This window comes from Streptomyces sp. NBC_01591, from assembly GCF_035918155.1.
Classification (GTDB): Bacteria; Actinomycetota; Actinomycetes; order Streptomycetales; family Streptomycetaceae; genus Streptomyces.
The window spans coordinates 1,220,942-1,244,760 of the sequence record NZ_CP109327.1 but is presented as its reverse complement, the minus strand read 5'-3'; the positions used below and the strand labels follow the sequence as shown (position 1 = coordinate 1,244,760).

Annotated in this window: 19 protein-coding genes; 10 read left to right on the top strand and 9 right to left on the bottom strand. The window is 70.8% G+C overall.

Annotated elements, in window-relative coordinates:
- Positions 1-189 precede the first annotated feature (189 nt).
- The gene (locus OG978_RS05910; protein ID WP_326764168.1) at positions 190-2,283 is read left to right on the top strand and encodes a DUF6351 family protein; all 2,094 of its coding nucleotides are present in this window, start codon (positions 190-192) and stop codon (positions 2,281-2,283) included.
- A gap of 657 nt (positions 2,284-2,940) precedes the next feature.
- Positions 2,941-5,184, top strand: a complete 2,244-nt coding sequence (locus OG978_RS05905) for a serine/threonine-protein kinase (RefSeq protein WP_326764167.1) — start codon at positions 2,941-2,943, stop codon at positions 5,182-5,184.
- Between the two features lie 247 nt (positions 5,185-5,431).
- On the opposite strand, the gene OG978_RS05900 is transcribed toward OG978_RS05905, so the two are convergent.
- From OG978_RS05900 to OG978_RS05890, 3 genes are all read right to left on the bottom strand, one after another.
- Positions 5,432-6,598 (bottom strand): serine hydrolase domain-containing protein, encoded by a 1,167-nt coding sequence (locus OG978_RS05900; protein WP_326764166.1) that lies wholly within the window; start codon positions 6,596-6,598, stop codon positions 5,432-5,434.
- A 236-nt stretch (positions 6,599-6,834) separates the two neighbouring features.
- Positions 6,835-7,329 carry a hypothetical protein gene (locus tag OG978_RS05895; protein WP_326764165.1) on the bottom strand — a complete coding sequence of 165 codons (495 nt, stop codon included), beginning with the start codon at positions 7,327-7,329 and terminating at the stop codon, positions 6,835-6,837.
- Entirely contained in the window at positions 7,326-7,856 is a 531-nt protein-coding gene (locus OG978_RS05890) for a hypothetical protein (protein ID WP_326764164.1), read from the bottom strand. The genes OG978_RS05895 and OG978_RS05890 overlap by 4 nt, the downstream gene beginning before the upstream one ends.
- Before the next feature lie 211 nt (positions 7,857-8,067).
- Between OG978_RS05890 and OG978_RS05885 the strand changes: the two genes are divergently transcribed.
- Positions 8,068-9,327, top strand: coding sequence for a hypothetical protein (locus tag OG978_RS05885; protein WP_326764163.1), 1,260 nt, complete (start codon positions 8,068-8,070; stop codon positions 9,325-9,327).
- A complete protein-coding gene (locus OG978_RS05880) occupies positions 9,318-10,424 on the top strand; it encodes a hypothetical protein (protein WP_326764162.1) in 1,107 nt (368 codons plus the stop codon). Before OG978_RS05885 ends, OG978_RS05880 begins: the two co-directional genes overlap by 10 nt.
- Before the next feature lies 1 nt (position 10,425).
- Here the strand turns inward: OG978_RS05880 and OG978_RS05875 are convergent, their stop codons facing one another.
- The 6 genes from OG978_RS05875 to OG978_RS05850 form a co-directional block, all read right to left on the bottom strand.
- Entirely contained in the window at positions 10,426-11,988 is a 1,563-nt protein-coding gene (locus tag OG978_RS05875) for a DUF4139 domain-containing protein (protein WP_326764161.1), read from the bottom strand.
- Positions 11,989-11,996: 8 nt separating this feature from the next.
- Positions 11,997-14,006, bottom strand: a complete 2,010-nt coding sequence (locus OG978_RS05870; protein ID WP_326764160.1) for a DUF4139 domain-containing protein — start codon at positions 14,004-14,006, stop codon at positions 11,997-11,999.
- Between the two features lie 37 nt (positions 14,007-14,043).
- Positions 14,044-14,697: an isochorismatase family protein gene (locus tag OG978_RS05865; RefSeq protein WP_326764159.1), complete on the bottom strand. Its 654-nt coding sequence runs from the start codon at positions 14,695-14,697 to the stop codon at positions 14,044-14,046.
- A 61-nt stretch (positions 14,698-14,758) separates the two neighbouring features.
- Positions 14,759-16,399: a (2,3-dihydroxybenzoyl)adenylate synthase gene (locus tag OG978_RS05860; protein ID WP_326764158.1), complete on the bottom strand. Its 1,641-nt coding sequence runs from the start codon at positions 16,397-16,399 to the stop codon at positions 14,759-14,761.
- Positions 16,396-17,601: an isochorismate synthase DhbC gene (gene dhbC, locus OG978_RS05855; RefSeq protein ID WP_326764157.1), complete on the bottom strand. Its 1,206-nt coding sequence runs from the start codon at positions 17,599-17,601 to the stop codon at positions 16,396-16,398. Before dhbC ends, OG978_RS05860 begins: the two co-directional genes overlap by 4 nt.
- A gap of 67 nt (positions 17,602-17,668) precedes the next feature.
- The gene (locus OG978_RS05850) at positions 17,669-18,499 is read right to left on the bottom strand and encodes a 2,3-dihydro-2,3-dihydroxybenzoate dehydrogenase (RefSeq protein WP_326764156.1); all 831 of its coding nucleotides are present in this window, start codon (positions 18,497-18,499) and stop codon (positions 17,669-17,671) included.
- A 339-nt stretch (positions 18,500-18,838) separates the two neighbouring features.
- Between OG978_RS05850 and OG978_RS05845 the strand changes: the two genes are divergently transcribed.
- The 6 genes from OG978_RS05845 to OG978_RS05820 all read left to right on the top strand — a co-directional run bounded on the left by OG978_RS05845 (position 18,839) and on the right by OG978_RS05820 (position 23,818).
- Complete coding sequence (locus OG978_RS05845; protein ID WP_326764155.1) at positions 18,839-19,078, top strand: phosphopantetheine-binding protein; 240 nt, start codon at positions 18,839-18,841, stop codon at positions 19,076-19,078.
- Entirely contained in the window at positions 19,075-19,926 is an 852-nt protein-coding gene (locus OG978_RS05840) for a siderophore-interacting protein (RefSeq protein ID WP_326764154.1), read from the top strand. Before OG978_RS05845 ends, OG978_RS05840 begins: the two co-directional genes overlap by 4 nt.
- 100 nt (positions 19,927-20,026) lie before the next feature.
- A complete protein-coding gene (locus OG978_RS05835) occupies positions 20,027-21,025 on the top strand; it encodes an ABC transporter substrate-binding protein (protein WP_326764153.1) in 999 nt (332 codons plus the stop codon).
- Positions 21,022-22,044, top strand: coding sequence for a FecCD family ABC transporter permease (locus tag OG978_RS05830; RefSeq protein ID WP_326764152.1), 1,023 nt, complete (start codon positions 21,022-21,024; stop codon positions 22,042-22,044). Before OG978_RS05835 ends, OG978_RS05830 begins: the two co-directional genes overlap by 4 nt.
- Positions 22,045-22,106: 62 nt before the next feature.
- Positions 22,107-23,036 (top strand): FecCD family ABC transporter permease, encoded by a 930-nt coding sequence (locus tag OG978_RS05825; RefSeq protein ID WP_326769946.1) that lies wholly within the window; start codon positions 22,107-22,109, stop codon positions 23,034-23,036.
- A complete protein-coding gene (locus OG978_RS05820; RefSeq protein ID WP_326764151.1) occupies positions 23,033-23,818 on the top strand; it encodes an ABC transporter ATP-binding protein in 786 nt (261 codons plus the stop codon). Before OG978_RS05825 ends, OG978_RS05820 begins: the two co-directional genes overlap by 4 nt.
- The last annotated feature ends 1 nt before the right edge of the window (position 23,819 follow it).

The window sequence follows — 23,819 nt, the reverse complement described above, 5'->3', positions numbered from 1 at the left end:
CTTCCGGTTTTTGGCTGGGAAGCCGCACACCATGACAACGGGACATGCGCATCACCGTCCCGGCGGGCCCACGGCCCGCGTCCGCACACTGAGCACGAATTTCCGACTCCAGGAAGTGAGGCGAGTTCCGTCGTGTCGTTCAGAGGAGCCGCGAGACCAGTCGAACTGGGCCTTGTCGGCGTAGCGTTCATGGGCGTGCTGGTAGGCGCGTCAGCGACGCCGGCCGGCAGCCAGGAACGCGAGAAGCTGCAGGTGACGGCCGTGTCGTCGCGGCCCGGCGTGGTGTCGGGAGACGACGCCCTGATACGTGTCGAGGTGCCCGCCCCCATAGCGGCCGACACGGTCCGGGTCGAGGTGGACGGCCGGGACGTGACCTCGAGCTTCCGGCCCTCCGGTGAAAACGCGCTGATGGGCGTGGTGAAGGAGCTGTCCAAGGGCGACAACAGGCTCACGGCCAGGGCTCAGGGCGCGGACTCCGGACAGCTGACCCTGAAGAACCACCCCATCACGGGGCCGGTGTTCGCCGGGCCGCACGAGCAGCCGTTCGTCTGTGACACCGCCGAGTTCAAGACGGTCACCGGCGGCACCCTCGGGCAGCCGATCGACAAGGACTGCTCGGTCAAGACCCGCGTCGATTACATGTATCGCACCACGGCCGGCAAGTTCGTTCCGTTGCCCGACACGAACGACCGTCCCGCCGACCTGGCGACCGCCACGACGAGCGCGGGCACGAAGGTGCCGTACATCGTCCGCGTCGAGACCGGCACCATCAACCGCGGCATCTACGAGACGGCCATCCTGCACGACCCGATGTCCGGCACCCCCGACCCGCTGCAGCGTGGGCCGGGCTGGAACGGGCGCCTCGTGTACGGCTTCGGCGGGGGCTGTAACGGCGGCTGGTACGTCCAGGGCCGCAACACCGTCGGCATCATGAACGACACGTATCTGAGCAAGGGCTACGGCGTCGCATCGTCCACGCTGAACGTCTTCGGCAACAACTGCAACGACCTGCTGGCCGCCGAGACCATGAGCATGGTCAAGGAACGCTTCGTGGAGACGTACGGCGACCCGGCCTTCACCATCGGAAACGGCTGCTCCGGCGGCTCGTACCAGACCCACCAGATCGCCGACAACTACCCGGGCCTGCTGGACGGCATCCTCTCCGGCTGCAGCTTCCCCGACGTCGGCTTCGGGACGATTCAGACGCTCAGCGACGCCCAGCTCCTGAACCACTACTTCAAGGATGTCGCGCCGGACGCGTTCACCAAGGAGCAGCAGAGGGCGGTCTCCGGGTTCGGCAAGTGGGAGAGCATCGGCAGCCTGGCCCGCGCAGGCGGCCGTATCGACCCCACGGTGTTCTGCCCGCCCCAGCTGCCCGAGGGACAGCGCTACGACCCCGACACCAACCCGGACGGTGCCCGCTGTGACGTCTACAGCCACACCGTGAACGTCTACGGCGAGGTACCGGAGACCGGAAAGGCGCGCAGGCCGCTCGACAACACCGGTATCCAGTACGGACTTGAGGCCCTGAACAAGGGGACCATCGACATGGACCAGTTCATCGACCTGAACCGGCGCATCGGTGGCCTCGACGACGACGCCAAGCCCGCCGCGGAGCGCACCGTCGCCGATCTCAAGGCGGTACGGACGGCCTACCGCACGGGCCGCATGCTGAACGGCGGTGGCGGCCTCGCCGACGTTCCGATCATCGACTACCGCGACTACACGGACGACGCGTCGGCCGGCGACATGCACATGCGGTTCCACTCCTTCTCCACCCGGGCGCGCTTGGACAAGGCCAACGGGACCCACGCCAACCAGGTCATGCTCACCCGCGCCAACGGGCACGGATTCACTCTCGCCGGGATGCTGTCCGACATGGACCGGTGGCTCACCGGCATCAAGGGAGACTCCGGCAACGACGCCCCTATCGAGAAGATCGTCCGCCACCGGCCGCAGGGTCTCACGGACGCCTGCTGGACCCGTGGCATCGGTGCGAAGAAGATCGCGGAGCCCCAGGTCGAGGGCATCGACAACACCGAGTGCAACACCCTCTACCCGGTGTGGACATCGCCGCGGATGGTCGCCGGAGCCGATGTGGCCAACGACATCGTCAAGTGCCGCAAGCGGCCCGTGATCCGCTCCGACTACCGAGTGCCGGTGACCGACGGTCAGTTCCAGGATCTGAAGGCGATCTTCCCGTACGGTGTCTGCGACTGGTCCAGGCCTGGGGCGGGTCAGCAGGACCTCGCCGGTACATGGCTCTCCTTCGACCGGGAATGACAGGATCGCGGCAGGTGAGCCGGGACTGGGGGCAGTGCGACCTCCCGCTTTGGTGCGAGTGGTGGTGAGTTCTCGCGTTCGCCCAGGTCGGCACCTGTTTCCGGGCCGCTGAAGCGTCGTCCCCCTCTCGTCCCCTCCTTGCCGTCAGGGGGAGGGACTCCGGCCGCACCAAGTGAGCAGCGTGCGTAGCTGCGGCAGGGTGGGCGAAGGCGGCCAGCAGGTTCTTCGTCTGCTGGTGGTACACGGCGCATTGCCCTGATGGCCAGCCAGAACGGCGGCTTCTGAGCCATGCTGTGCGGCGATGGTCCGGGAATGGCCCGGATCTTGATCCGCTGGCGAAGAGGCCGCCGGCCCTTCTGCTGGGGTGCTGTCCGTGGTGCCTGCACAGTGTGGGCGGCTGGTGATAAGCGTGTGAGAGGTCACGAACCCCCGTCGGCTTGTGCCGACGGGGTTCTGCATGCGGTGTTCCACGACACGACGAAGCCCCGCCATGCTCCTCTTGGCGGGGCTTCGTCGTGTGCGGCACGGGAGCAGCCCTGGGCTCCTTGTTCGTCACCCGCTTTGCTCTGCCGTACTGCCCTGCGGCTAGTTTGTGTGCAGGACAGGTACGCAGGCCCGTGGTGGCAGAGGTGCACGGGGGACGGGAGGTCGGGAAGAGTGTCGCTGCGCGGAGGTGATCCAGCAGAGATCGGCGGTTATCCGCTTGAGGCGCGGCTCGGCTCGGGTGGTATGGGCACGGTCTTTCTGGCCCGTACGAGTTCGGGGCGACCTGTCGCGATCAAACTGATCCACCAGCAGTTCGCGGGGGACGACGAGTTCCGCATCCGTTTCCGGCAGGAGGTGGCAGCGGCGAGGAGGGTGAGCGGCGCGTTCACCGCCGCCGTGGTCGACGCTGCTCCTGAGGCCGAGCAGCCGTGGATGGCGACGACCTATATCGAGGGGCACACGCTCGCCCAGCACATCGCGACGAAGGGCCCGCTGAACGGAGCGGAGCTGAGGAGGCTCGCCATCGGGCTGGCGGAGGCGCTGCGCGACATCCACCGGGTGGGGGTCGTCCACCGTGACCTGAAGCCCTCGAATGTCGTGCTCTCGCCCGAGGGCCCACGCGTCATCGACTTCGGCATTTCGCGCGCCGTGGACCAGCAGACGCTGACGATGACAGGACGGGTCATCGGTACGCCGCCCTTCATGTCGCCGGAGCAGTTGCAGGCGCCGCGTGGTGTGGGGCCGCGGTCCGATGTCTTCTCCCTGGGAACGCTGCTGGTGTACGCAGCGACGGGCCACGGGCCCTTCGACGCGGACAGCCCATACATGACGGCGTATCAGGTGGTGCACGAGGAGCCGTCGCTGGGTGCCGTGCCGGTGGCTTTGCGCGCGGTCGTCGAGTCGTGCCTGGACAAGGAGCCCAAGGGGCGCCCCTCGGCGGACGAACTCCTCGTGCTGCTGCGGGACCTGCCTGCCGACCTCGGCGGGACCGACGCGAACGGGGCTGGCGCGGGCCGAACCCGCGACATGATCACCCAGCATCACTTCGCGATGCGGGCCACCCCGGCGCCGACTGCCCCGACCACCGCCCCGGCCGGTCCCGATACAGGAAGCACTGGCACCCCCATCGGCCGCCGTCTGCGTGGCCGATGGCGTCCCGTGCTCGCGGCCGCGGTCGCGGTGGCAGCGATCGGCGGGGGAGTCACCGCGCTGAAGACGGGCGGCTTTGGGGGAAACAGCGGCGGCGACCAGGGCACCAGCGTTGCGGCGCCGGGTGCCGCACTTCCGGACGGCTTCGGACCGTGGCGCAAGACTGTGCTGGGCGGTAGCGAGGACATCCCCGACGAGCTGCGTTGCGTCGCGCGCGGCGACGCGCTGTTCTGCGGGGGCGGCGGTGTTGTAGCGACCCGTATCAGGGCCTTGGACGGCTCGCGGGTGTGGACGGCGAAGAGTCCGGGCGTCCCCGTCCAGGGCATGCACCTGGTGGGCGCCACCGACGACACGGTGCTCGGTTACCGCTTCGCAGCCCAGGACGCCCCGCAGGACCCTCCCAGTGAGGTGGTGGCCATCGACGCGAACAATGGCCGGGAGCTGTGGTCCGTGCCGTCCGGCGCCCAGTCGAAGGCCGTCACGGGTCGGACTCAGGACGCCATTGTGGTCGGCTCCGCCGTTGTGACGGTCGACGCTTCCAACTCCCGCTTCGAGGCCCGGGACGCGCACAGCGGTAGGGTTGCGTGGAAGACGCCGTTCCCCCCGGGCACCCAGTGCGGTCCCGTCCCGGTGGGCCCGCAGCTCTTCGCGATGTGTGCGACGGATGTGGAGGTGGATGCCTCAGAGGTGCGCCACCCCACCCTGTACACGGTCGACCGCGCCTCGGGGACACTGGGCAGGCCCATCGCGGTCAACGGCCCCGCCGTGCCGATGGGCGTCGCAAACGGCAGGCTCGTACTCCTTCAGGGACACATGGAGGGAACGGCGCTGGCCGGCTACGACGGGGTGGCGCGGGTCGACCCGGCCTCGCGGAAGGTCACGTACTCCCGACTGGCCAAGACATACGCGGGGACGCCCGGCATGGCGGACGGCACCCTCTACGTGAGCAGGCAGACCGGTCTCGTCACGGCGCTCGACCCCACGACCGGCCGGAAGAAGTGGTCCCGGCAGATGGGCGTGGAGGGCGCGTCGGGTCCCGTGGCAGGAGCCGGCGCGCTGTATTTCAGCTCGGCCACCGGCCGGGTGGTCGCGCTGTCGTCGTACGATGGCAAACCCCTGTGGACAACAGACCCGCAGGCCGATGGTTTGACGGGCGAGCAGGGCGCAAGCCCGCGCGTGACCGTCGCGGGGCGCGCAGTGATCGTGGCCGCGGCCAAGAACACTCTCTTCGCCTTCGACGCGCAGAAGCCGCCGAAGTCGGGCTGACCCGGGCGGCACCGGACGCCGGCCGCTTTCCACCGCTTCGCCGAGGTGTTCGCGCGCACCCCTGACACGGAATTCCGGGACTGGATGGCCCAACGGTTCGAAGAAGCGCACGATCCCAGGGTGGACCGGGTCACCGTCGCGGTGATGTCGGCGCTGCTCCACCCAGGACAGACGATCACCGCCTGAACGACAAGACCGGCCAACCCGTCGAGCGACCCCTGATCGCCTACGGTCACTGACCGTGACGTCACCTCTTGGACTCATTCATCCAGGAGTGGGTCCGGCACAGTTCCTGGTCCACGAGTGTGCTCATGGCCTGCCGGGTGTCCTGGCCGCCGTCACTGGTGACGTACACCAAGGCGGTCCGGGTACCGTCTCGGGTGACGCCGCCCCAGGTGCGATAGCCGAGCAGTTCGCCCGGGTGGCCGAAGTAGCTGCCGCCACAGGACAACGGGATCTCGCCCAGACCGAGTCCATACCTCACGCCCAGCTCGGGCGCGGGCTTGGTGGTCGTCATCTCGTCGAGCTGCGCCGGAGCCAGCAGACGGCCGCCGAGTAGTGCGGTGTAGAACCGGCTCAGGTCGTGCGTGGTGCTGATGATCGAGCCGGAGCCGACGGCCATACTCGAATTGAGCTCCGTGACGTCGATGCTGGTGTCGGTGCCGAACACGGCGTAGGCCTGGGCGTGCGGGCCCAGGATGGACGGGAAGGCGCCGGGCGTACTGGTGTGCCTCAGGCCCAGCGGGCGGATGATCCGGTCCTTCACCTCCTGTGCCCAACTCCGGCCGGTGACCTCGTGGATGATCATCGCGGCGAGAATGTAGTTGGTGTTGGAGTACGACCAGCCGGCGCCCGGGGAGAAGTGGGGAGGGTGCTGCATCGCCAGCCCCACCAACTCCGCGGGGCTGTAGGTGCGGAACCGCTCGGCCCGATAGCCGTCCGCGCTGTTCAACGCGGGTATCTCCGGCAGGACGTCACGGATGCCGCTGGTGTGCTGCAGCAGCTGCCGCACGGTGATCCGACTGCCGTCGTTGTCGTTGCCCTGGACCACTCCCGGCAGCCACTGCTCGACGGTGTCCTCCAGGGACATTCGCCCCTCGCTGACGAGTTGCAGCACGACCGTGGCGGTGAAGGTCTTGGTGGCGCTGCCGATCCGGAACCTGCCGTTCCGTGGTATCGGCTTCCTGGTGCCCATCTCGGCCGTCCCGGCGCGCGCACTGTCACGTGTGTCCGGTGACGTCACCTCGGCGAACACACCGACGGCCCCGGTGTCGTGGATCGCGTCCACCTGCTGCTGGAGCGGATCGGCCTGCTGCGGCTTCGCTGCCGCCGGCCCGGCCGATGCGGTGAGGAGGACCGCGGCCAGGCTGGTCAGGACGAGCAGGCCCCGCCGGCGCCTTCCTAAGACATGCATGGTGAAATCCCTTTCCTGTTCGGGTTGCCTGCGCGCTCAGGGACCGCTCAGGCTGTGGCCCGCGGCTGCTTCGCCCCCGGAGCCGGTGGTCGGCGACCATCCCACCAGCGGAGGGGGGATCGGCCCATCCGGCTTTCCCCCTGACGTGCCGATGCGCTCTCCTCAGGGCGGTGCCGGGGGTTACCCCCCGGCCGCGTTCCATGCGTCAGGGACTCTCAAGGGCCCACCGCCCGGGATCATGGTTCAATTCCGTACGTGAACTCACCATTGGTTCTTGGCGGATTCGAGTAGGGCCTGGTGGAGCCTCTCGGCCCATCGGATCCCCCGCCCACGTCCGACAGCGGCACGGGCGGCGTGTCCCGGCGCGCACTCCTCATCGGCGGCCTTGCCGCCGCGACCGCCGCTACGGCCGTCGGGGCCGCGTTCGTCCTGCGCGAGAAGGACGACGGGTCCGTCTCGTCGTCGCAGTTCGCGCTGGCCTCACCGGAGACCGCCTCGCCCTCGTGGACGAGGACGACCTGGGCGCGCACGCCCTGCCGGGTCAGCTCCCGCGAGTACCGCTCGATGGTTGGTAGTTCGTCGTGGAATTCGACATTCCGGATCATGGCGGCGTTGATGGCGCTGGGGGTGTCCTTGGTGACCAGGCCGATGAAACCGATCCGCTGCCCGTTCGGCAGGGTCTTGACGGTGTACGGCTTCAACAGCGGGGTCGTACTGCCGCGTTCGGTCACGTCGGCGGCGAGATAGGCGAAGTCCGCGCCGTCGTACGGCGCGTCGGGGAAACGCAGCCGTCCTCCGGATGGCAGCCGCCGTCGACCATCCGCCGGAGTTCGGCGGGGCCCTCGTCGAACTCGTGGTTGCCGACGGAGGTGATGCCGAGGCCGAGCTCTTCGAGTGCGTCGACCGTCGGCTCGTCGTGAAAGAGCGCGGAGAGCAGCGGGCTGCCGCCGATCATGTCGCCGGCGCCGACGGTGAGGGTGTTGGGACGGCCTGCGCGGGCCTCGTCGAGGAGCGTGGCCATCTGGGCGAGCCCGCCGGCCTGGATCGCCGGGCCGCGGTGGGTGATGCGTCCGGCCGCGCCGTCCACGGGGAGGAGGTTGCCGTGCAGGTCGTTGAGAGCGAGCAGTTGGACAGGGGTGCGGGCGCGTGGCGCGGAGTCCGCCGCCGCGTGGTCGGGTCGGACGACTGCGGGCCCGGCCAGGAGCAGGGGGACGAGGGCGAGCGCGGGTACCCCGCGCCGCACGAAGCGGTTGATCACGACGGTGGTTGTACGGGCGGGGAGCGGCACCGGGGCCCTGCCACACCGGCGCCGCGTGGAACATCACCACAGAAACGATCGTTCGGCTCGCCCGGATGGCGGTCGGTGCAGCCTGCGCCAGGAGGCCCGCCCGTACGGCTCTGATAGGTTCCAGGCCTTGATCCGCCGGTGATGAATTGATTCTGCCGGCAGTGCTGGGGAGGGGGGCTCCGTGGGGTGGGTGCCGTCATGGTTGCGCAAGCCGCTGTTCATAGGGCTGCCGCTCGTGTTGTTGGTCACCGGGGCGGTGCTCTACTTCGGCGTCGACCGTTCGGACAGCAGCGGTCATTCGGTGGCGAACCGGGCGCAGTTGAAGCGTGCCTGTGCCGGGCTCCTGCCGTACGAGGAGCTGCGGGGCCTCGTGCCCGACGACGTTGCGGGCGAGGTGAGCCAGTACGGCACTATGCTCCAGCCCGATCAGGAAAGCCGCTCCCTGGTGAATTGCTCCCTCACCTGGCCGGGGCATGGGTCGGTGCGGGTGCGGGCCGTCGCGCTCATCTCCCGGTTGCCGTCGACGGTGCGGGCCGAGGACATCCTGCCCGGCGGTGACGACGAGGGGTACGAGGCGCCCGGAGTCACCGGCAGGGTGGGCGAGGACGGGCGGACGTGGGTCGTCGCCGAGTGCCCCGGCGGGCTCGAGGGCCGGGTCCGCGAGGTGTCCGGGATGTATGTCACAGCCGTTGTCGATCTGCCCGTTCCCGACAAGGGGAAGCCGGCCGGGTATCTCGCGGACTTCCGTACCGCCGTCCAGGTCGCCAACGGAATCGCCGCGGCCCAGAATTGCGGTGGCTCCCCGCTGAAGATGCCTACGAGGGTCATCGACACGTATGTGGCCCATGTCACCAAGGACGCGGACGGGGGCAACATGAGGGTCACAGGGATCGACGTGCCGGGCCTGGGCGTGAAGAAGTGCCGTGGGCTCGGCAAGCGCGCGGGCTTCCCCGGTACGTGGACCGCCAGCGGCGATCTGCAGGACTCACGGCTGCTGAGCGTCTGCGAAGCCACCATCCTGGACCGCGAGGATCCGATAGGCACCGATCCGACTCCACCCGACGGTGCGGTCGTCAATGTCTCGGCGGCGAGTTGGGCCGGGCCGCTCAGCGAGTCCGCCGACGGCGCGTACCACCGTACCGGTGACAGCTTCGCCTTCCGAGAAGGGGCGCGGACAAAGGTCATCCCCCAATCGGAGTCGCACGAACTCGCCCTGTGGGCAGGGTCGGAGTGCGCCGCGGGCACCACGTACCACCGTGTCACCGTCCGCACGGAGCCCTCCGACCTCAGCGAGTACACGCTCAGCGAGGCAGAGCGGACCAAGTTCTCCAAGGACGCCCGCAAGCTGATGGACAGCTATCTCGCCGACCCCGACGGCTGGCCCGGGCAGCAGCGCTGCCATGACACCAAGATCCTTGGAGAGGTGGAGGGATGGCGGTGAGGCGGATCGTCCTGCGGTCGGTCGTCGCTCTGGTCGCAGCGGCCGTTGTCGTCGCCGGGTATCTCCAGGTGCACGGCGACTTCCAGCGCTGGAGCGACGAGTCGGCGCTCGACGGAGCCTGTGACGGCCTGCTCGACCGGAACGCGGTGCGTGGCGTCCTCGGGCCGGGAGCCGTCGAGGTCGAGAACGAAAGAAGCGGTGCGGGCCTGGTGGGCTGCGAGGTGCACGTCTACGGCGGCGGCATCGCCGAAATCCGTGTCCTCGACACCGCACACGTCGGACCGTCCCTGCTGCCCTCCCTCTACGCGGGATCGCCGACCGCGCCCGCCGTGCCGGTGGGTCACGGATGGACGGGGCTCTTCGGGGCCGCCCCCGACCGCTTCGGAGCGGCGGACCCCTTCAGGGCCGACGAGTACAAGAAGGCGACCACGAGCCTGGTCCTCGAGTGCACCGGGGAAAGCAGCGCCAAGGGTCTGTCCGTCACCGTCGAGACAACCCTCGACAAGACACTGGACAACCCGGCCGAACGACCGCAGTTCACCAGGATCGCCACCTCCACGGCGGCCGAGGCCTCGAAGGCCCGGCACTGCGGAGCCAAGCTCGGAAAGCCCATCGGCAGCCTCGGCCTGCCGGTGAACCAGGACGAGTACGAGCCGCTCCGCACGGCCGACGGAACCTGCTCCGGCATCCCCGCCGCACGCGGCGTGGCGATCGCCACCGAGACCGCCCGCGCGGGCGCCCCGCACGAAACATGCCGGCTCGCCGACGCCGACAACAGCACACGCTACGAACTCGAAGCGGACTACGGCCCCTATGCGCAGGAGCGGTTTCTCGGCTACGAGGAGGAGTCCTATGACGACGTACCGAACACCGAGACACCCGCGCACCACCGCGACCCTGACGGCCGGGTGAGCTGGACGACGGCCAAGTGCCGCAGCGGACAGGCCCTGTTCATCCTGCACCCCTCGTTCGAGAGGGCGGAGGAGCGCAAGTACCCGAGAGGCAAGGCGGACCTCGCCTACGAACGTGCCGTACTCAAGGCTTTCGCCGAGCGCTCGGCGAAAGCCCACGGATGCTCCGCCCCGGTCACGCCTTGACTCAGAGCCCGGTGACCTTGGCGCTCGCCGACAGCTCGTAGACCAGGGTGACCGTACGGCGGCTGCCGGGCGGGAGGGCGACGTCCCAGCGGGCGATGCCCTCGGCGTCGACCGCGTCGGGCGCCGGGGAGCAGGAATCCTTGCGCAGGCGTATCTCCACCGCCGAGACCTCGGAGACCGGGATCCGCTCCCGAAGGGCGACGACCCGCTCGCCGTGCTCCCCAGGGGCGGAGAACCGGGACAGGTGCAGCCGGACCGTGCGGGTGACCACGGTCCGCTGGGTGATGGCGGTGGAGTCGCGGGACTCCTCGGCGCGCCGGACCACCCTGTAGTCGTCGCAGCTGCCGAAGGCCAGCTCGACGGGGGCGCCGGGGGCAGTGAAGTCCAGCGTTCCGCGGCCGCTGAATCCGCTGCCGCGGACCAGGTCCACGGGCCCGGCGAGCAGCGCGTGGCCGGACAGGTTGTCGAACCGCACCACCTGGGTGACCAGGGGGGACAACTCCGGTGAGCAGGCGTACTCACTGGGCGCGGCCGTGGTGAACGCCGAGAGCGGCACGCGGTGGGCGCGGCCGTCACCGGGCACCGAGACCGGCGCGGGGGACCTCAGCACCCGCGCCTCGCCGCCGTCGTCCACCCCCGGCAGGCCGAGCACCGGGGCCGGGCCGAGGGCCCCGATCTCCTCCTCGCGCAGCTCGACGTCGACCGTGCGGCGCTCCGCCGCGGAGCGGTCCTTGAGCGTCAGCCGGTCCTCGCCCAGCCGTGGCGGATCGGTGGCCGACGCCGAGCGGGCCGTCGACAGTGTCAGCCGTACGTCCGACCAGTCCTCACCGGTGCGCTGCCAGACCATCGCGTCGGTCTCCAGCGTCAGGGAGTCCCCGTTGAGCACGGCCCGGTAGGCGGGCCGCCACAGCGCACACGGGGTGAGGTGGCTCAGGCGCAGCCCGACCGGCCCGGCGGCCGCGGCCTCCACGGTCAGCTCGACATGGCCGACCAGCTCGGCCGGCTCCTCCTCGGAGAGATGCATGGCCCGCTGGGCTTCCCCGAGTTCTGCGGCGAGGGCTGTCAACCGTGCCTGAACGGTGCGGAGTTGCTCGCCGTGCACGTCGCGCTCGTCGTCCACCCGGTCCAGTTCGCGGGCCCAGCGGGGCCCTTCGGTCTCCCCGGAACCGGCGCCTTCGCCGATCTCCCGCAGCAGATCGGCGGCGAGTCGGCCGAGCAGGTCGAGGCGGGAATGCAGCCGGTCGCGCCGCTGCTCCAGAGCCAACTGCTCCTCTTCGAGGGTGTGCACGTGGTGGCGCAGCGCGGAGTCGTCGTCGGTGGGCGGCAGCGGCCCGCGCGGCGTCCAGCTGCGGACGATCCGTACGTCGAGCACGGTCGCGGGATGATCGGCGGTCAACTCGGCATGGAGGGTCCGGTCGACGGCCAGCGCACTGACCGGCCCGAGACGCAGCCGCTGGACCCCGGCCTCCAGGTCGAGCACGACGGTGCGCTCGACGTGGGCGCGGTCCTCGAGGCACGTGACGGCGGTGACGGGGAGGGCGATCGGCTTCGGGGCCTTGGACATGGCGGGTGTCAGCTCCTGCGGTTGCCGCCGACCAGGGTCTTGCCGGTCGGGATGCGGATCTCGTAGCCGCCGTCGAGAGCGGCGGTGGCGCCTGCGGACAGATCCAGTCGCCAGACGCGGGTGCCCGGCGCATGGCGTTCGGGACCCGTGCCTTCCTCGGGTGCCGTCCAGTCGGCGCGTTCCTCGATCCGGACGTCCGGTTCGGAGGTGACCGGCACCCGCTCGCGGACTTCCACGGTGACGGGCCTCGCGAGCCGGTTGGCCAGCTCCACGTGGACGCGGTGGTCGAGCACGGTGGTGTTGTTGCGCAGGCCCGAGGTCGACTCGTGCAGGTTGGTACGGCGGGTGACCCGGATGCCCTCGGCCGGCCCGAGCCCCACCCGGCGGACACCGCCGGGGGCAAGCGTGGGCAGTGCGGCGGTCAGCAGGTAGTCGTCGTCGACGGTGACCTCCACCGGGCCGGCCAGCAGTGCCTGGTCGGTGGCGTTGGAGAGCACCAACGTCGCGTACACGGTCTGCTCCACGGATGGCACGCAGAGGTACTCGGTACGCAGACCGACCGGGATCTCGCCGACGGTGACGGTGTGCCAGGTGCCGTCCGACGGAATGTCGGCGCGGGCGGTGGCATCGAAGCGGTGGTCGAAGGAACCCGCCGACTCGCGGGGCCGCACGGCCCGTCCGGGCAACGGCAGTGCGGCCACCGCTTTGGCGCGGCGGCGGTACTCGGCTGCCACCGGGTCGGCGGGCGAGCCGGGAAACAGCCGGCCTCTGCGGCCGCCCTGCTCGTCGGGGCCGCACAGGACAAGGGCGGCGTAGTCGAGCTCGGCGCCGCTCGGCTGCGGCGGACCGGCTGCCGGTGCCGGAGGGGGCGGCGGCGCGGCCCGGCCGGGAGCCGCGGGCGCCATGGGGGCGGGGGCACCCGCGAACGACCTGCCGCCGAAGGCTTCCGGGGGAGCGCCGTACACGCCGCCGGGTACCGGGACCGCAGCCGGCGGACCGCCGTAGCCCCGCGGTGCCGGGGGAGGCGGCGGTGGCGGAACGGGACCGGACGCGGAGCCGGCACCGACAGCCGCGGGTGCGGCGGTCGGGGCCGGGCCGGGGCCTGCCGCGTCGTACCCGGAGAACAGGTCGACCAGCCCGGCCGGGGGCTCGCGCCAGCCGGAAGGCGCGGGGGCGGGCTGACTGCGTCCGATCCGGATCGAGCGGAGCCTCGGCAGGTCGGTGCGGCGCCGAAGATCGGCGGTGGCCAGGGCGATGCGCACGCCGGTCCAGTCCTCGCCGGTCCGCTGGGCGACCGAGGCGCGCAGCACCAGACGGCCGCTGCCGTCGCCCTGACGGTGAGTGAGGCGGTAGGCCGGTACCCAGACGGCGCCCGGCACCCCGTATTCCAGTTCCAGCTCCACCTCCGCATCACCGGTGCCGTCAAGGGTCAGGACCGCGCAGACCGTGGTCTGCACGTGCGCCGACGGCGCGTCGGTGGAGGCGCGGGCGAGCCTGTCGGCGGCGACGTCGAGCTCGTGCTCGGCGTCGCGCAGTGCCTCCTCCAGCTCGACGAGGCGGTTGTGCAGCCCCGTCAGCCGCTCGTCGACGAAGCCGGCGAGTTCCAGCCACGCGTCGACCGGGGTGCGGCGGTGCGGGTCATCGCGCCTGCGGGCAGGCGGGACCGGGTGGAGAGCCCTGACCTCCTCGATCAGGCTCAGCTGTCGGTCCCGGCGTCCCTGCGCCGCCGCGTGCGCGTCGCTCAGCCGCTCGACCTCGTGCCGCAACCCGTCGGGTGTGCCCGCGCCGAGCGGCTCGGCCTCGACCTCCACCCGGGCCCCGGTGACGCGCACCCCGGGGGCGCCCACGACCCGGGCCCGCAGCGAGCCCGGGTCCAGCGAGCGGGGAAGTCCCGTCACCCGCACCCGGCCGTCGGTCGGCACGCTGCCCCGGGCCAGGCGTCGGCAGACCGCACCCTGTGCGTACACCACGACCGAATCGAGGGTCGACCCCCACCTCTGTACCGGCTCAGCCGTCATGTGCTCCGCCCCCCGCCGTGTCCATGCTGAGCGAAGCCTACGCCCTCGGCAGCGGTCGGCTCCCGTCACGGAAGACGTCTTGGGTGCTGGTGACGGCGGCGCACTTGCCGGCCGCCCAGCGCAGTGCCATCGCATGGTCCTCGGCGGAGAAGTCGGCCACCGCATCGGCCACCACGAAGGCCTGGATGTCCTGCATCCAGGCGTCGCAGGCGGTCATGAGGACCCCGATGTGGGCGTAGACACCGGTGATGACGATCTGGTCGCGGCCTTGTTCACGCAGCCTTTCCAGGAGATCGGTGCGGACGAAGCCGCTGTACTTCCACTTGGTGAGCACCGTGTCACCCTCGCCGGGCGCGACGGCGTCCGCGATGGCGGCGGCGTACGGGTCGTCCGGCAGGCCCGGACCCCAGAAGTCCTGCTGCAGTCCGCGCTCGTCCGGGCTCTGTCCGCCGGGCTGCGCGGTATAGAGCACCGGTACGCCGATTCGCGTCGCTTCCTTCTTCAACTCCGCTACGTGCGAAAGCAGTTCGGGAATCGGTGAGGACTGGGAGTCGTAGGCCGACAGGAAGTAGTTCTGCAGATCGTGGACGAGGAGCACCGCGCGCGCGGGGTCGACGGTCCACTCGACCCGGTTGGCGGGCAGCTCGTCGGCGACCGGCATGGGGTACGGGGCAATGGCGGGCAGAGCCATGGTGCGGAGATTCCGTTCAGGAGTGCGGGGAAGCCGGGCCAGGTGGCAGGCCCGGGAGGTTTCAGGCGTTCGGGGAGGCGGCGGTTGCGTTGCGGGCCGCGGCGGTCCGCAGGTCCTTCTTGGAGACCTTTCCGACGCCGGTCTGCGGGAACGCGTCCACGAACTCGACCCGGTCCGGCACCTTGTACGCGGCCAGACCCCGTTCTCGTACGAACCGCTTGATGTCCACCGGCTTCAGCGGACCCGCGCCCGGGCGCAGGATCACGTACGCGCAGGTGCGTTCACCCAGATACGGGTCGGGCTCGGCCACCACGTTGGCGTCGTGCACGGACGGGTGGGCGAGGATGTGGTTCTCCACCTCCTCGGCGGCGATCTTCTCGCCACCCCGGTTGATCTGGTCCTTGGCGCGTCCCTCGACGACGATGTGCCCGCTCCGGGTGACCCGGACGACGTCGCCCGTGCGGTAGAAGCCGTCCTCGGTGAACGAGCGGGCGTTGTGCTCCGGTGCCCGCCAGTAGCCGCGGATCGTGTACGGCCCCCGCGTCAGCAGGTGGCCCGTTTCGCCCGGCGCGACCTCGCGGTCCTCGTCGTCGACGACCAGGATCTCGTCGTCCGGCGAGATGGGCCGCCCCTGGGTGGTGACGATCACCTCGACCGGGTCGTCCAGCCGGGTGTAGTTGACCAGCCCCTCGGCCATCCCGAAGACCTGCTGCAGGGTGCAGCCGAGCGCCGGCCGGACCCGCCGCGCCGCCTCCTCGCTGAACTTGGCGCCACCCACCAGCAGGACGTCCAGGCTGCTGAGGTCGTGCGCGGTGGCGGTGGCCGCCTGGGTCCACAGCAGGGCCAGCGGCGGGACCAGCCCGGTGATGGTGACCCCCTCCCGCTCGATCAGCGGGAAGGCCACCTCGGGGGAGGGCTGCGGGCACAGCACCACGCGCCCGCCGGCGTAGAGCGTGCCGAGCGAACCGGGGGAGGAGAGCGGGAAGTTGTGGGCCGCGGGCAGCGCACAGAGGTAGACGCTGTCCTCGTCGACCCCGCAGATCTCGTTGGAACCGCGGAGCGAGTAGATGTAGTCGTCGTGGGTGCGCGGAATCAGCTTCGGTACGCCGGTGCTGCCGCCGGAGAGCTGGAGGAATGCCAGGTCGTCCGGGCGCGGAGCGCCGTATCCGACCGGATCCTCCGCCACGTCGGACAGTGCCTCGAACTCGCCCGGGTCCCCGGCGGCGACGAACACGTGCCGCAGCGCGGCCGCACCGGCGCGGGTGCTCGCCGCCAGCTCGCGGTAGTCGTAGCCGCCGTGTTCCGCCGCGATGACGTATGCGACCGCCTCGGTGAACTCGCAGAAGTACGAGATCTCCGTCTCGCGGTGGGCCGGCAGCGCGAAGACGGGCAGCGCACCGATCCGGAAGAGTGCGAAGACGACCTCGAAGAACTCCGCGACATTGGGCAGTTGCACCACCACGCGGTCGCCCTTGGTGATGTTCCGGGCGAGGAAGCCCGCGGCCAGCCGGTCGGCGCGCCGGTCCAGTTCCGCATAGCTCCATCGGGTTTCCGCGACGGGATCGACCACGGCGATCCGGTCGGGGTGGGCCGCGGCACGTTCCCGGAGCATGGCGCCGAAGGTCTCGCCGCGCCACCAGCCCGCGGCCCGGTACCGTTCGGCGAATTCGGCCGGCCAGGTGGGTGCGTCGTCCAGGTTCACAGCTCGGCCCCCACAGCGCTGAGGAAGGTGCGGAACTTGGCCGCCGTCTCGGCGGTCTCGGCCTCGGGCACGGACGCTGCCACGATGCCGGCGCCCGCGTAGAGGCGCAGCGTGCGTTCCTCGGCCTCGGCGCAGCGGATCGTGACGACCCACTCGCCGTCGCCCCGGGCGTCGCCCCAGCCCACCACTCCGGTGAAGAAGCCGCGGTCGAACGGCTCGGTCTCCGCGATGACCTGACGTGCCGTCGTGGTGGGGGTGCCGCACACGGCGGGGGTCGGATGCAGGGCGCAGGCCAGAGCCAGGGCCGAGGTGTCGGGGTCGGCGAGTGTACCGGTGACCGTGGTGGACAGGTGCCACATGGTGGCGGTGCGGATCAGTGTCGGCCGGGCGGGGACGGTCAGCTCCGTGCAGTGCGGGGCCAGGGCCTGGTGGACGGCGTCCACGACGACGGCGTGCTCGTGCAGGTCCTTCGCGGACTCCAGCAGCGTGGCGGCACGGCGAACGTCCTCGGCGAGGTCGGTGCTGCGCGGGGTGGATCCGGCGAGCGGATTGGCCACCACCTGCTGCCCCTGCCGGGAGACCAGCAGTTCCGGACTGGCGCCGATGAGGGTGCGGCCGGCCCCGGTCGGCAGCGCGAAGGTATAGCCGACGGGGTCGCGGCGGGCCAGGCGCTGGAGCATCGCGGGCAGGTCGAGAGGGGAGCGGGAGGTGAGTTCGAGGGTGCGGGCGAGCACCACCTTGCTGAACTCCCCGCGCCACATGCGCTCCACGGCCGAGGCGACGCCCGCTCCGAAGACCTCGGGTTCGGGCACCGGGCGTATCCGCCAGTCCGCCGAGCCGGAGATGCCGGCGGGCAGGGCGATCAGTGGATCGGAGGCGAGCGGCGGCGCGATGCGCAACGCTGTCGGCACGCTCAGGGCGGCCGGTGCCTCGTGGTCGAACGGGATGGCGCCGATGACCACAGGCGATTCCTGCCCGGCCGCGCCGGCCTCGGCCAGGGTGGCGTTCACCCGCTCTTCCAAGGGCCTCGCGTCGTGCGGTACGGGGCGTGCCGCACCGTGTGCCAGCAGGGTGCGGCCGGGGGTGGCGAGGAAGCGGTCGCCCGGTGCGTAGGCGTCCAGGAGCGAGGTGGCCGCGCCTACGGCGGGGTGGGCCGGATCGGCCGGGGGTACGTGCGTGGCGACCTGGGAAGCCGTCGACACGGTGACTCCATTCTCGATGGTTCCGTCAGCGGGTGGGGGATGAGGTGGGGGAAGGGCTGAGGACGGTTCAGCGCAGGGTCGCGCCGCCGTCGACGCACAGCTCCTGCATGGTGATGTGGCGGGCGCGGTCCGAGGCGAGGAACGCGACGGCGTCGGCGATGTCCTCGGGGGCGGCGATCCGGCCCAGTGGTATGCCGGTGCGGTAGGTCGCCGGGTCCCCGTCGATGACACGCTGCTCGGCGCCGGAATCGGTCCACAGGGCGCGTTGCATCGCCGTGTCGGTGGACCCGGGTGCGACGACGTTGCAACGTACGCCGCTGCGGGCGAGTTCGAGGCCCAGGCATTTGGTGAACATGACGGCCGCCGCCTTCGACGCGGCGTAGGCGGCCATGCCGGTGCGAGGTATCCCGGCGGCGTTGGAACCGACGGTGATGATGCAGCCGTTGCCCCGTTCGGCCATCCGCGGTGCGACGGTCTGCGAGACGTGGAGGACACCGCCGGTGTTCACCGCGAAGGTGTCCGACCAGTCCTCGGCGGAGAGTTCGGTGGCGGGGCCGGTACGCAGGATGCCCGCGACGTTCACCAGGACGTCGACGGGGCCGAGTTCGCGCTCGGCGCGCGCCACGGTTCGCTCGACCGAGGGCCGGTCGGTGACGTCCATGACGTACGGCTCCAGGCGACCCGTCGAGCGCTCGCCCTCCGGTTTCTTCGCCCGTCGCCGATTCCACTGAGCGGCCAGGGCGTCGATGCCGTCCTGTGCGCGGTCGGTGGCGGCGACCCGGGCGCCGAGGGTGGCGAGCAGCTCGGCGACAGCCGCCCCGATGCCTTGTGCGGCACCGGTCACCAGGACAGTGCGGCCGTCGAACTCGCCGCTTCTGTCCGGTATGTGCTCAGGCATGAGCAACCTCCTGGGGGAAAGTTAGGTAAGGGTAACCTAACCTATGTCGACCAGGGGGCGTATCGGTGGGGCTGCGCGGCGATGTGACGGGCGGTCATGTGGAGTCGGTGTCGCATGTCGCTGGATCCGCCCTCACGTGAGCGGCGTCAATGAGTTAGGTTAGCCTTGCCTGAGTTTATGGCGAGCCGCAGGTGTCCCGGCGGGGCCGTCGACTTCTCCCGTGAACGCCAACGACCGGGCGTGCGCGTGCGTCGCCCCGTGTCGTGGCGTCGTGTCCACCATCACCACCGCCGAGGCGCTGACCACGCTGTCGGCGCCCATCCCCGCAGGAGCAACCCGATGCAACAGACCTTGTCGCCCGATCGTGTCCGTGCCGACGTCGCGGAGCTGCTCGGCTGCGACCCCGCCGAGATCGCGCCCGAGGAGAATCTGGTCGACCTCGGCCTGGACTCGGTACGGATCATGGTCCTGGTGGACCGCTGGCGCACCGCGGGGGCGGCCACGCTGGACTTCGCCGACCTGGCCGAGCAGCCCGAACTGGGGCACTGGACCGCGCTGCTGACGGGTGGTGCCGCATGAGCCGGGTCGACCACCGGCACCGGCACCTGGACCGGATCGCGGAGGTCCGGGCGGGCCTCCAGGCCGAGAAGGTGGGCTACCCGATCGGCATCCGGGCGACCGAGGTCGTACGCACCGCCATGGTCGGCGCCGGCCTGCTGCGGGTGACCCTGGGCGGGGCGGGCGCCGAGGGGTTCGAGGCCCACTCGCCGGACGAGCACGTGAAACTGCTCTTCCCGGATCCGGACGGCTCGCTGCGGCTGCCCGAGCCGAACGGGCTGATGCTGAACTGGCCGCGACCGGCGTCCATCTCGCGGGAGTACACCGTGCGCCGTTACGACCCGGTCGCGGGCGAGATCGACATCGACATCGCCCTGCACGACGGTGGCCTCGCGTCGGAGTGGGCGTGTGAGGCCCGGCCCGGCGACATCATGCACATCGCGGGGCCGCCCGGCGGGATGATCGTCCCGCACACCTACGACCGCTATCTGCTCGCGGGTGACATCACGGCCCTGCCCGCGATCGCGCGCTGGCTGGAGGAACTGCCCAGGAGCGCGAAGGGCTGGGCGTTCGTCGAAGTCGTCGACGCCGCGCAGGAGATCGAGCTGTCAGCGCCCGAGGGGGTCGAGGTGCGCTGGCTGCACCGCGGCGATCTGCCGGCGGGAACCGGCGACGCACTGGCGCGGGCCGCGACCGCGGTGACCGTGCCCGAGGGGGAGCGGGTCTACGTGTGGGCCGCGGGGGAGGCGGGGCAGATCAAGCCGCTGCGCCGCTGGGTCCGTGACGAGTTGCGGCTGGGGAAGGCCGACAGCGACATCACCGGCTACTGGAAGCGCGGCGTCGCCGACTTCGACGAGGACGACCACTGATCGACCGGCTGGACAGGGGTGGCGTGATGCCGCTCCCTGGTTGTCCTGCCCAAAGGCCATCAACTAAGGTGAGCCTTACCTAAGTGCCAAGGAGCATTGCATGTCCATACGCAGATCGTTCGGCCTGGTCGGCGCCGTGTCGCTGACCCTCGTCCTGGCCGGGTGCGGGTCGTCGTCGGATGGCGGGTCGGACGCCTCGGACAAGGGCGGGACCCGGGTGTTCGCCGCGGACAACGGCAAGATCACCATCCCGGCCGAACCGAAGCGTGTGGTGGCCACCGGCTATGCCGTGCCCGCCCTCATCGAGGCCGATACGCCGCTGGTCGGGATCTCGTCGTGGAAGCGCGGCGAGCCGATGATGTCCAAGGAGGACCTGGCCGAGTACAAGAAGCTCCCCAAGGTGGCGGGCGAGCTGGCGACCGAGACCAACTACGAGGCCATCGCCGAGGCCGAACCCGATCTGATCGTCATCGGTGTCCCCGCCCCTGTACTCGGCGACATCGACGTCAAGCGGCTGGAGGGCATCGCCCCGGTCGTGGCGATCGGTCCGACCGTGCCGTCCGCGTGGCGCGAACTGTCCCGCAAGCAGTCCGACGCCGCGGGCTCGCTCAAGCAGTTCGACGCCGCGAAGGACACATACGAGGCCAAGGCCGCGGAGCTGGCCAAGAAGTACAAGGACGTGCTGCCCCAGCTCAAGCTGGGCCACGTCGGTTCGTACGGTGACGCCGCCAAGGGCACCTTCCAGCGTGAGTTCAACGGTTCGTGGGGCACCAACATCGCCGAGGACATGGGCGCGGAGTACTACGGCAAGGTCAAGAAGCCCGGCCCCGGTTCGCAAGCGGTCAGCGAGTACCCGTCCATCGAGGAGCTCCCGGCGGCCTTCCGTGAGGCCGACGTCATGACCTACTCGGTCAACGCCGACGGCAGCGTCCCCAAGTCCGTCCAGTACGTCCTGGACTCGAAGCTCTGGAAGAACCTGCCCGCAGTCAAGGCGGGGAAGGCCTTCCCGTTCCGCTACACCGAGGCCGCGACCTACGGTGAGGCCATCGTGACCCTGGACGCGATCGACAAGTCGCTCGCTCCGCTGCTGAACCGGTGACCGTCGCGGGCCGCGCGTCCCGGGCGGCGGGAACAGGGCGGGCCGGACCACAGATCGGCCTGCTCGTCGGCGGACTGCTGCTGCTGACAGTGATCGCCGTGCTCAGCATGGGCGTCGGGGCCCGCCACGTTCCGCCCGCCGAGGTCGTGCGGGCATTGCTCAACTACCAGGGCACCGACGACCACGTGATCGTGCGTGACGTCCGGGTGCCGCGCGCGCTGCTGGCCATCGCGGTGGGCGCCGCGCTCGCGGTGGCCGGCGCGCTGATCCAGACACTGGCCCGCAACCCGCTGGCCGAGCCCGGCATCCTCGGGGTCACCGCAGGCGCAGGGTTCGCCGTCACCATCGGTTCGGCGCTCGGCCTGGCCACTGGGCAGGCGGGCGAACTGGGCTTCGCGATCGCCGGATCCGTACTCGCGGCGCTGCTGGTCGCCGCGGTCGGGCAGCGCTCACCGCTGCGCCTGGTACTCACCGGCGTGGCCCTGACCGCGGTGCTGGGCGGCGTCGCGCTGGGCATGCGGCTGATGCTCCCGGACGTCTTCGACGCCTACCGGTTCTGGTCGGTCGGGTCGCTGGCGGGCCGTGAACAGGCGCCGCTGGCCTTGCCGTTGACCGCGATCGCCGTGGCCCTGCTCGGCGCGCTGCTGCTGAGCCGGGCACTCAACGCCCTGACGCTGGGGGAGAACGTGGCACACACGCTCGGTGCGGGCGTGGGCCGGATACGGGCCACCGCCCTGGTGCTGATCACCGTGCTCAGCGGGGCGGCGACGGCGGTGGCCGGGCCGATCCTGTTCGTCGGACTGATCGTGCCGCACCTGGTCCGCAAGCCGGCGGGGGGCTCGGTGCCCTGGCTGATTCTCTACACGATGGTGCTGGGTCCGATCCTGCTGCTGGTCGCCGACATCGGATCGCGGGTCCTGCTGCCCACCGGTGAGGTGCCGGTGGCCATCGTGACCGCGTTCCTGGGCGGCCCCATGCTGATCTGGGCCGTTCGCCGCTACGGGGCGGGATCACTGTGACCTCACTCGGACTGAGGGCCGAACGCCGCACCGTCGTGCTCTCCGCGGTACTGGTGACCCTGATGCTGGGCCTGGGCCTGCTCGGGCTGTGTTACGGGGCGTCATGGTCCAGCCCCGGCAAGGTGTTCGCCGCGCTGACCGGTACGGACCACTCCGTGGTGATCCGGGACTGGCGGCTGCCGCGCGTGTTGGCCGGCCTGGTCTTCGGCGCCGCGCTCGGTGTGGCGGGGGCGATTTTCCAGAACCTCACCCGCAACCCGATGGGCAGCCCGGACGTCATCGGCCTCGACGCAGGCGCCTACACCGGTGCCCTGGTCGCCCTCACCGTGCTGTCGGGCACGTCCGCCCAACTGGCCGTCGGCTCGGTGGTCGGCGGGCTGGCCGTCGCGGCCGCGATCTACCTGCTGTCGTTCGAACGGGGCTTCTCCGGGCTGCGGTTGGTGGTGATCGGCATCGCGTTCAACGCGATGGTGACCGCGATCAACTCCTGGATCGTGCTGCGCGCCGAGCTGGAGGTGGCGATCGCCGCCGTCGGCTGGAGCGCGGGCTCGCTCAACGGCGTGGGCTGGGCCGACCTGGGAATTCCGTTCACCGTGATCGCCGTGCTGCTGATCCTGATGGCCTCGCGGGCCCACGCCATGCACCAGGCATCGCTCGGCGACGCGATCGCGGTGACCACCGGGGTCGGACTCGACCGGCTGCGGCTGCTCATGGTGCTGGTCGGCGTCGGCTGTACGGCCACGGTGACCGCGGTGGCCGGCCCGATCGCGTTCATCGCCCTGGCCGCCCCGCAGATCGGCCGCAGACTCGCGGGCGCCGCCGGAGTGCCGCTGCTCCCGGCCGCGCTGACCGGGGCCGTACTGCTCCTGGGTGCCGACCTGATCGCCCAGATGCTGCTGGCGCCCGTCGCGCTGCCCGTCGGCGTGGTGAGTACCGCGATCGGCGGCTGCTATCTGATCTGGCTGCTGACCAAGGAGGTGAGGCGCGCGTGACCGCACGCCTGAAGGCGCGGGACATCACCCTGCGCTATGGAGACCGGGTCGTGTCCACACGGCTGAGCCTCGACGTCCCCGACGGCGCGTTCACCGCCATCGTGGGCCCCAACGCCTGTGGGAAGTCGACCCTGTTGAGTGCGCTGGTCCGGCTGCTGCGCCCCGACTCCGGCCACGTGGAACTCGACGGCCGCGCGGTCGGCGGCTACGCGACCAAGGCACTGGCCAAGCAACTCGGCTTCCTGCCGCAGGATCCGCTGGCACCCGACGACATCAAGGTCCGGCAACTGGTGGGCCGGGGACGGTTCCCGCACCAGTCGATGCTGGCGCTGTGGTCGACGGACGACGACGAGGCCGTCGACGGGGCGATGGCCGCCGCCGGTGTCGGCGACCTGGGGGACCGGCCGGTGCAGGAGCTGTCCGGCGGACAGCGGCAGCGGGTGTGGATGGCCATGGTGCTCGCCCAGCAGACGCCCTACCTGCTGCTCGACGAGCCCACGTCGTTCCTGGACATCACCCACCAGTACCAGCTGCTCGGCCTGCTCGCCAGGCTGCGCAACGAAGGCCGCACGGTGGTCGCGGTCCTGCACGACATCAACCAGGCGTGCCGCTTCGCCGACCACCTGGTGGCCATGAAGGACGGCCGAGTGGTCGCCGAGGGCGACCCCGCGGACATCGTGGACGCCGCGCTGATCAAGGACGTGTTCGACCTGCCGAGCGTCATCGTCCCCGACCCGGTGACCGGCACACCGATGGTCGTTCCCACACTTCTAGGAGAGTAAG

What these genes read in the sequence shown, in the direction of transcription:
- OG978_RS05910 (WP_326764168.1), top strand. Translation starts at nt 190, where the DNA reads ATGGGCGTGCTGGTAGGCGCGTCAGCGACGCCGGCCGGCAGCCAGGAA.
- OG978_RS05900 (WP_326764166.1), bottom strand. Translation starts at nt 6,598, where the DNA reads ATGCATGTCTTAGGAAGGCGCCGGCGGGGCCTGCTCGTCCTGACCAGC.
- OG978_RS05880 (WP_326764162.1), top strand. Translation starts at nt 9,318, where the DNA reads ATGGCGGTGAGGCGGATCGTCCTGCGGTCGGTCGTCGCTCTGGTCGCA.
- OG978_RS05875 (WP_326764161.1), bottom strand. Translation starts at nt 11,988, where the DNA reads ATGTCCAAGGCCCCGAAGCCGATCGCCCTCCCCGTCACCGCCGTCACG.
- OG978_RS05870 (WP_326764160.1), bottom strand. Translation starts at nt 14,006, where the DNA reads ATGACGGCTGAGCCGGTACAGAGGTGGGGGTCGACCCTCGATTCGGTC.
- OG978_RS05865 (WP_326764159.1), bottom strand. Translation starts at nt 14,697, where the DNA reads ATGGCTCTGCCCGCCATTGCCCCGTACCCCATGCCGGTCGCCGACGAG.
- OG978_RS05850 (WP_326764156.1), bottom strand. Translation starts at nt 18,499, where the DNA reads ATGCCTGAGCACATACCGGACAGAAGCGGCGAGTTCGACGGCCGCACT.
- OG978_RS05845 (WP_326764155.1), top strand. Translation starts at nt 18,839, where the DNA reads ATGCAACAGACCTTGTCGCCCGATCGTGTCCGTGCCGACGTCGCGGAG.
- OG978_RS05840 (WP_326764154.1), top strand. Translation starts at nt 19,075, where the DNA reads ATGAGCCGGGTCGACCACCGGCACCGGCACCTGGACCGGATCGCGGAG.
- OG978_RS05835 (WP_326764153.1), top strand. Translation starts at nt 20,027, where the DNA reads ATGTCCATACGCAGATCGTTCGGCCTGGTCGGCGCCGTGTCGCTGACC.
- OG978_RS05825 (WP_326769946.1), top strand. Translation starts at nt 22,107, where the DNA reads ATGCTGGGCCTGGGCCTGCTCGGGCTGTGTTACGGGGCGTCATGGTCC.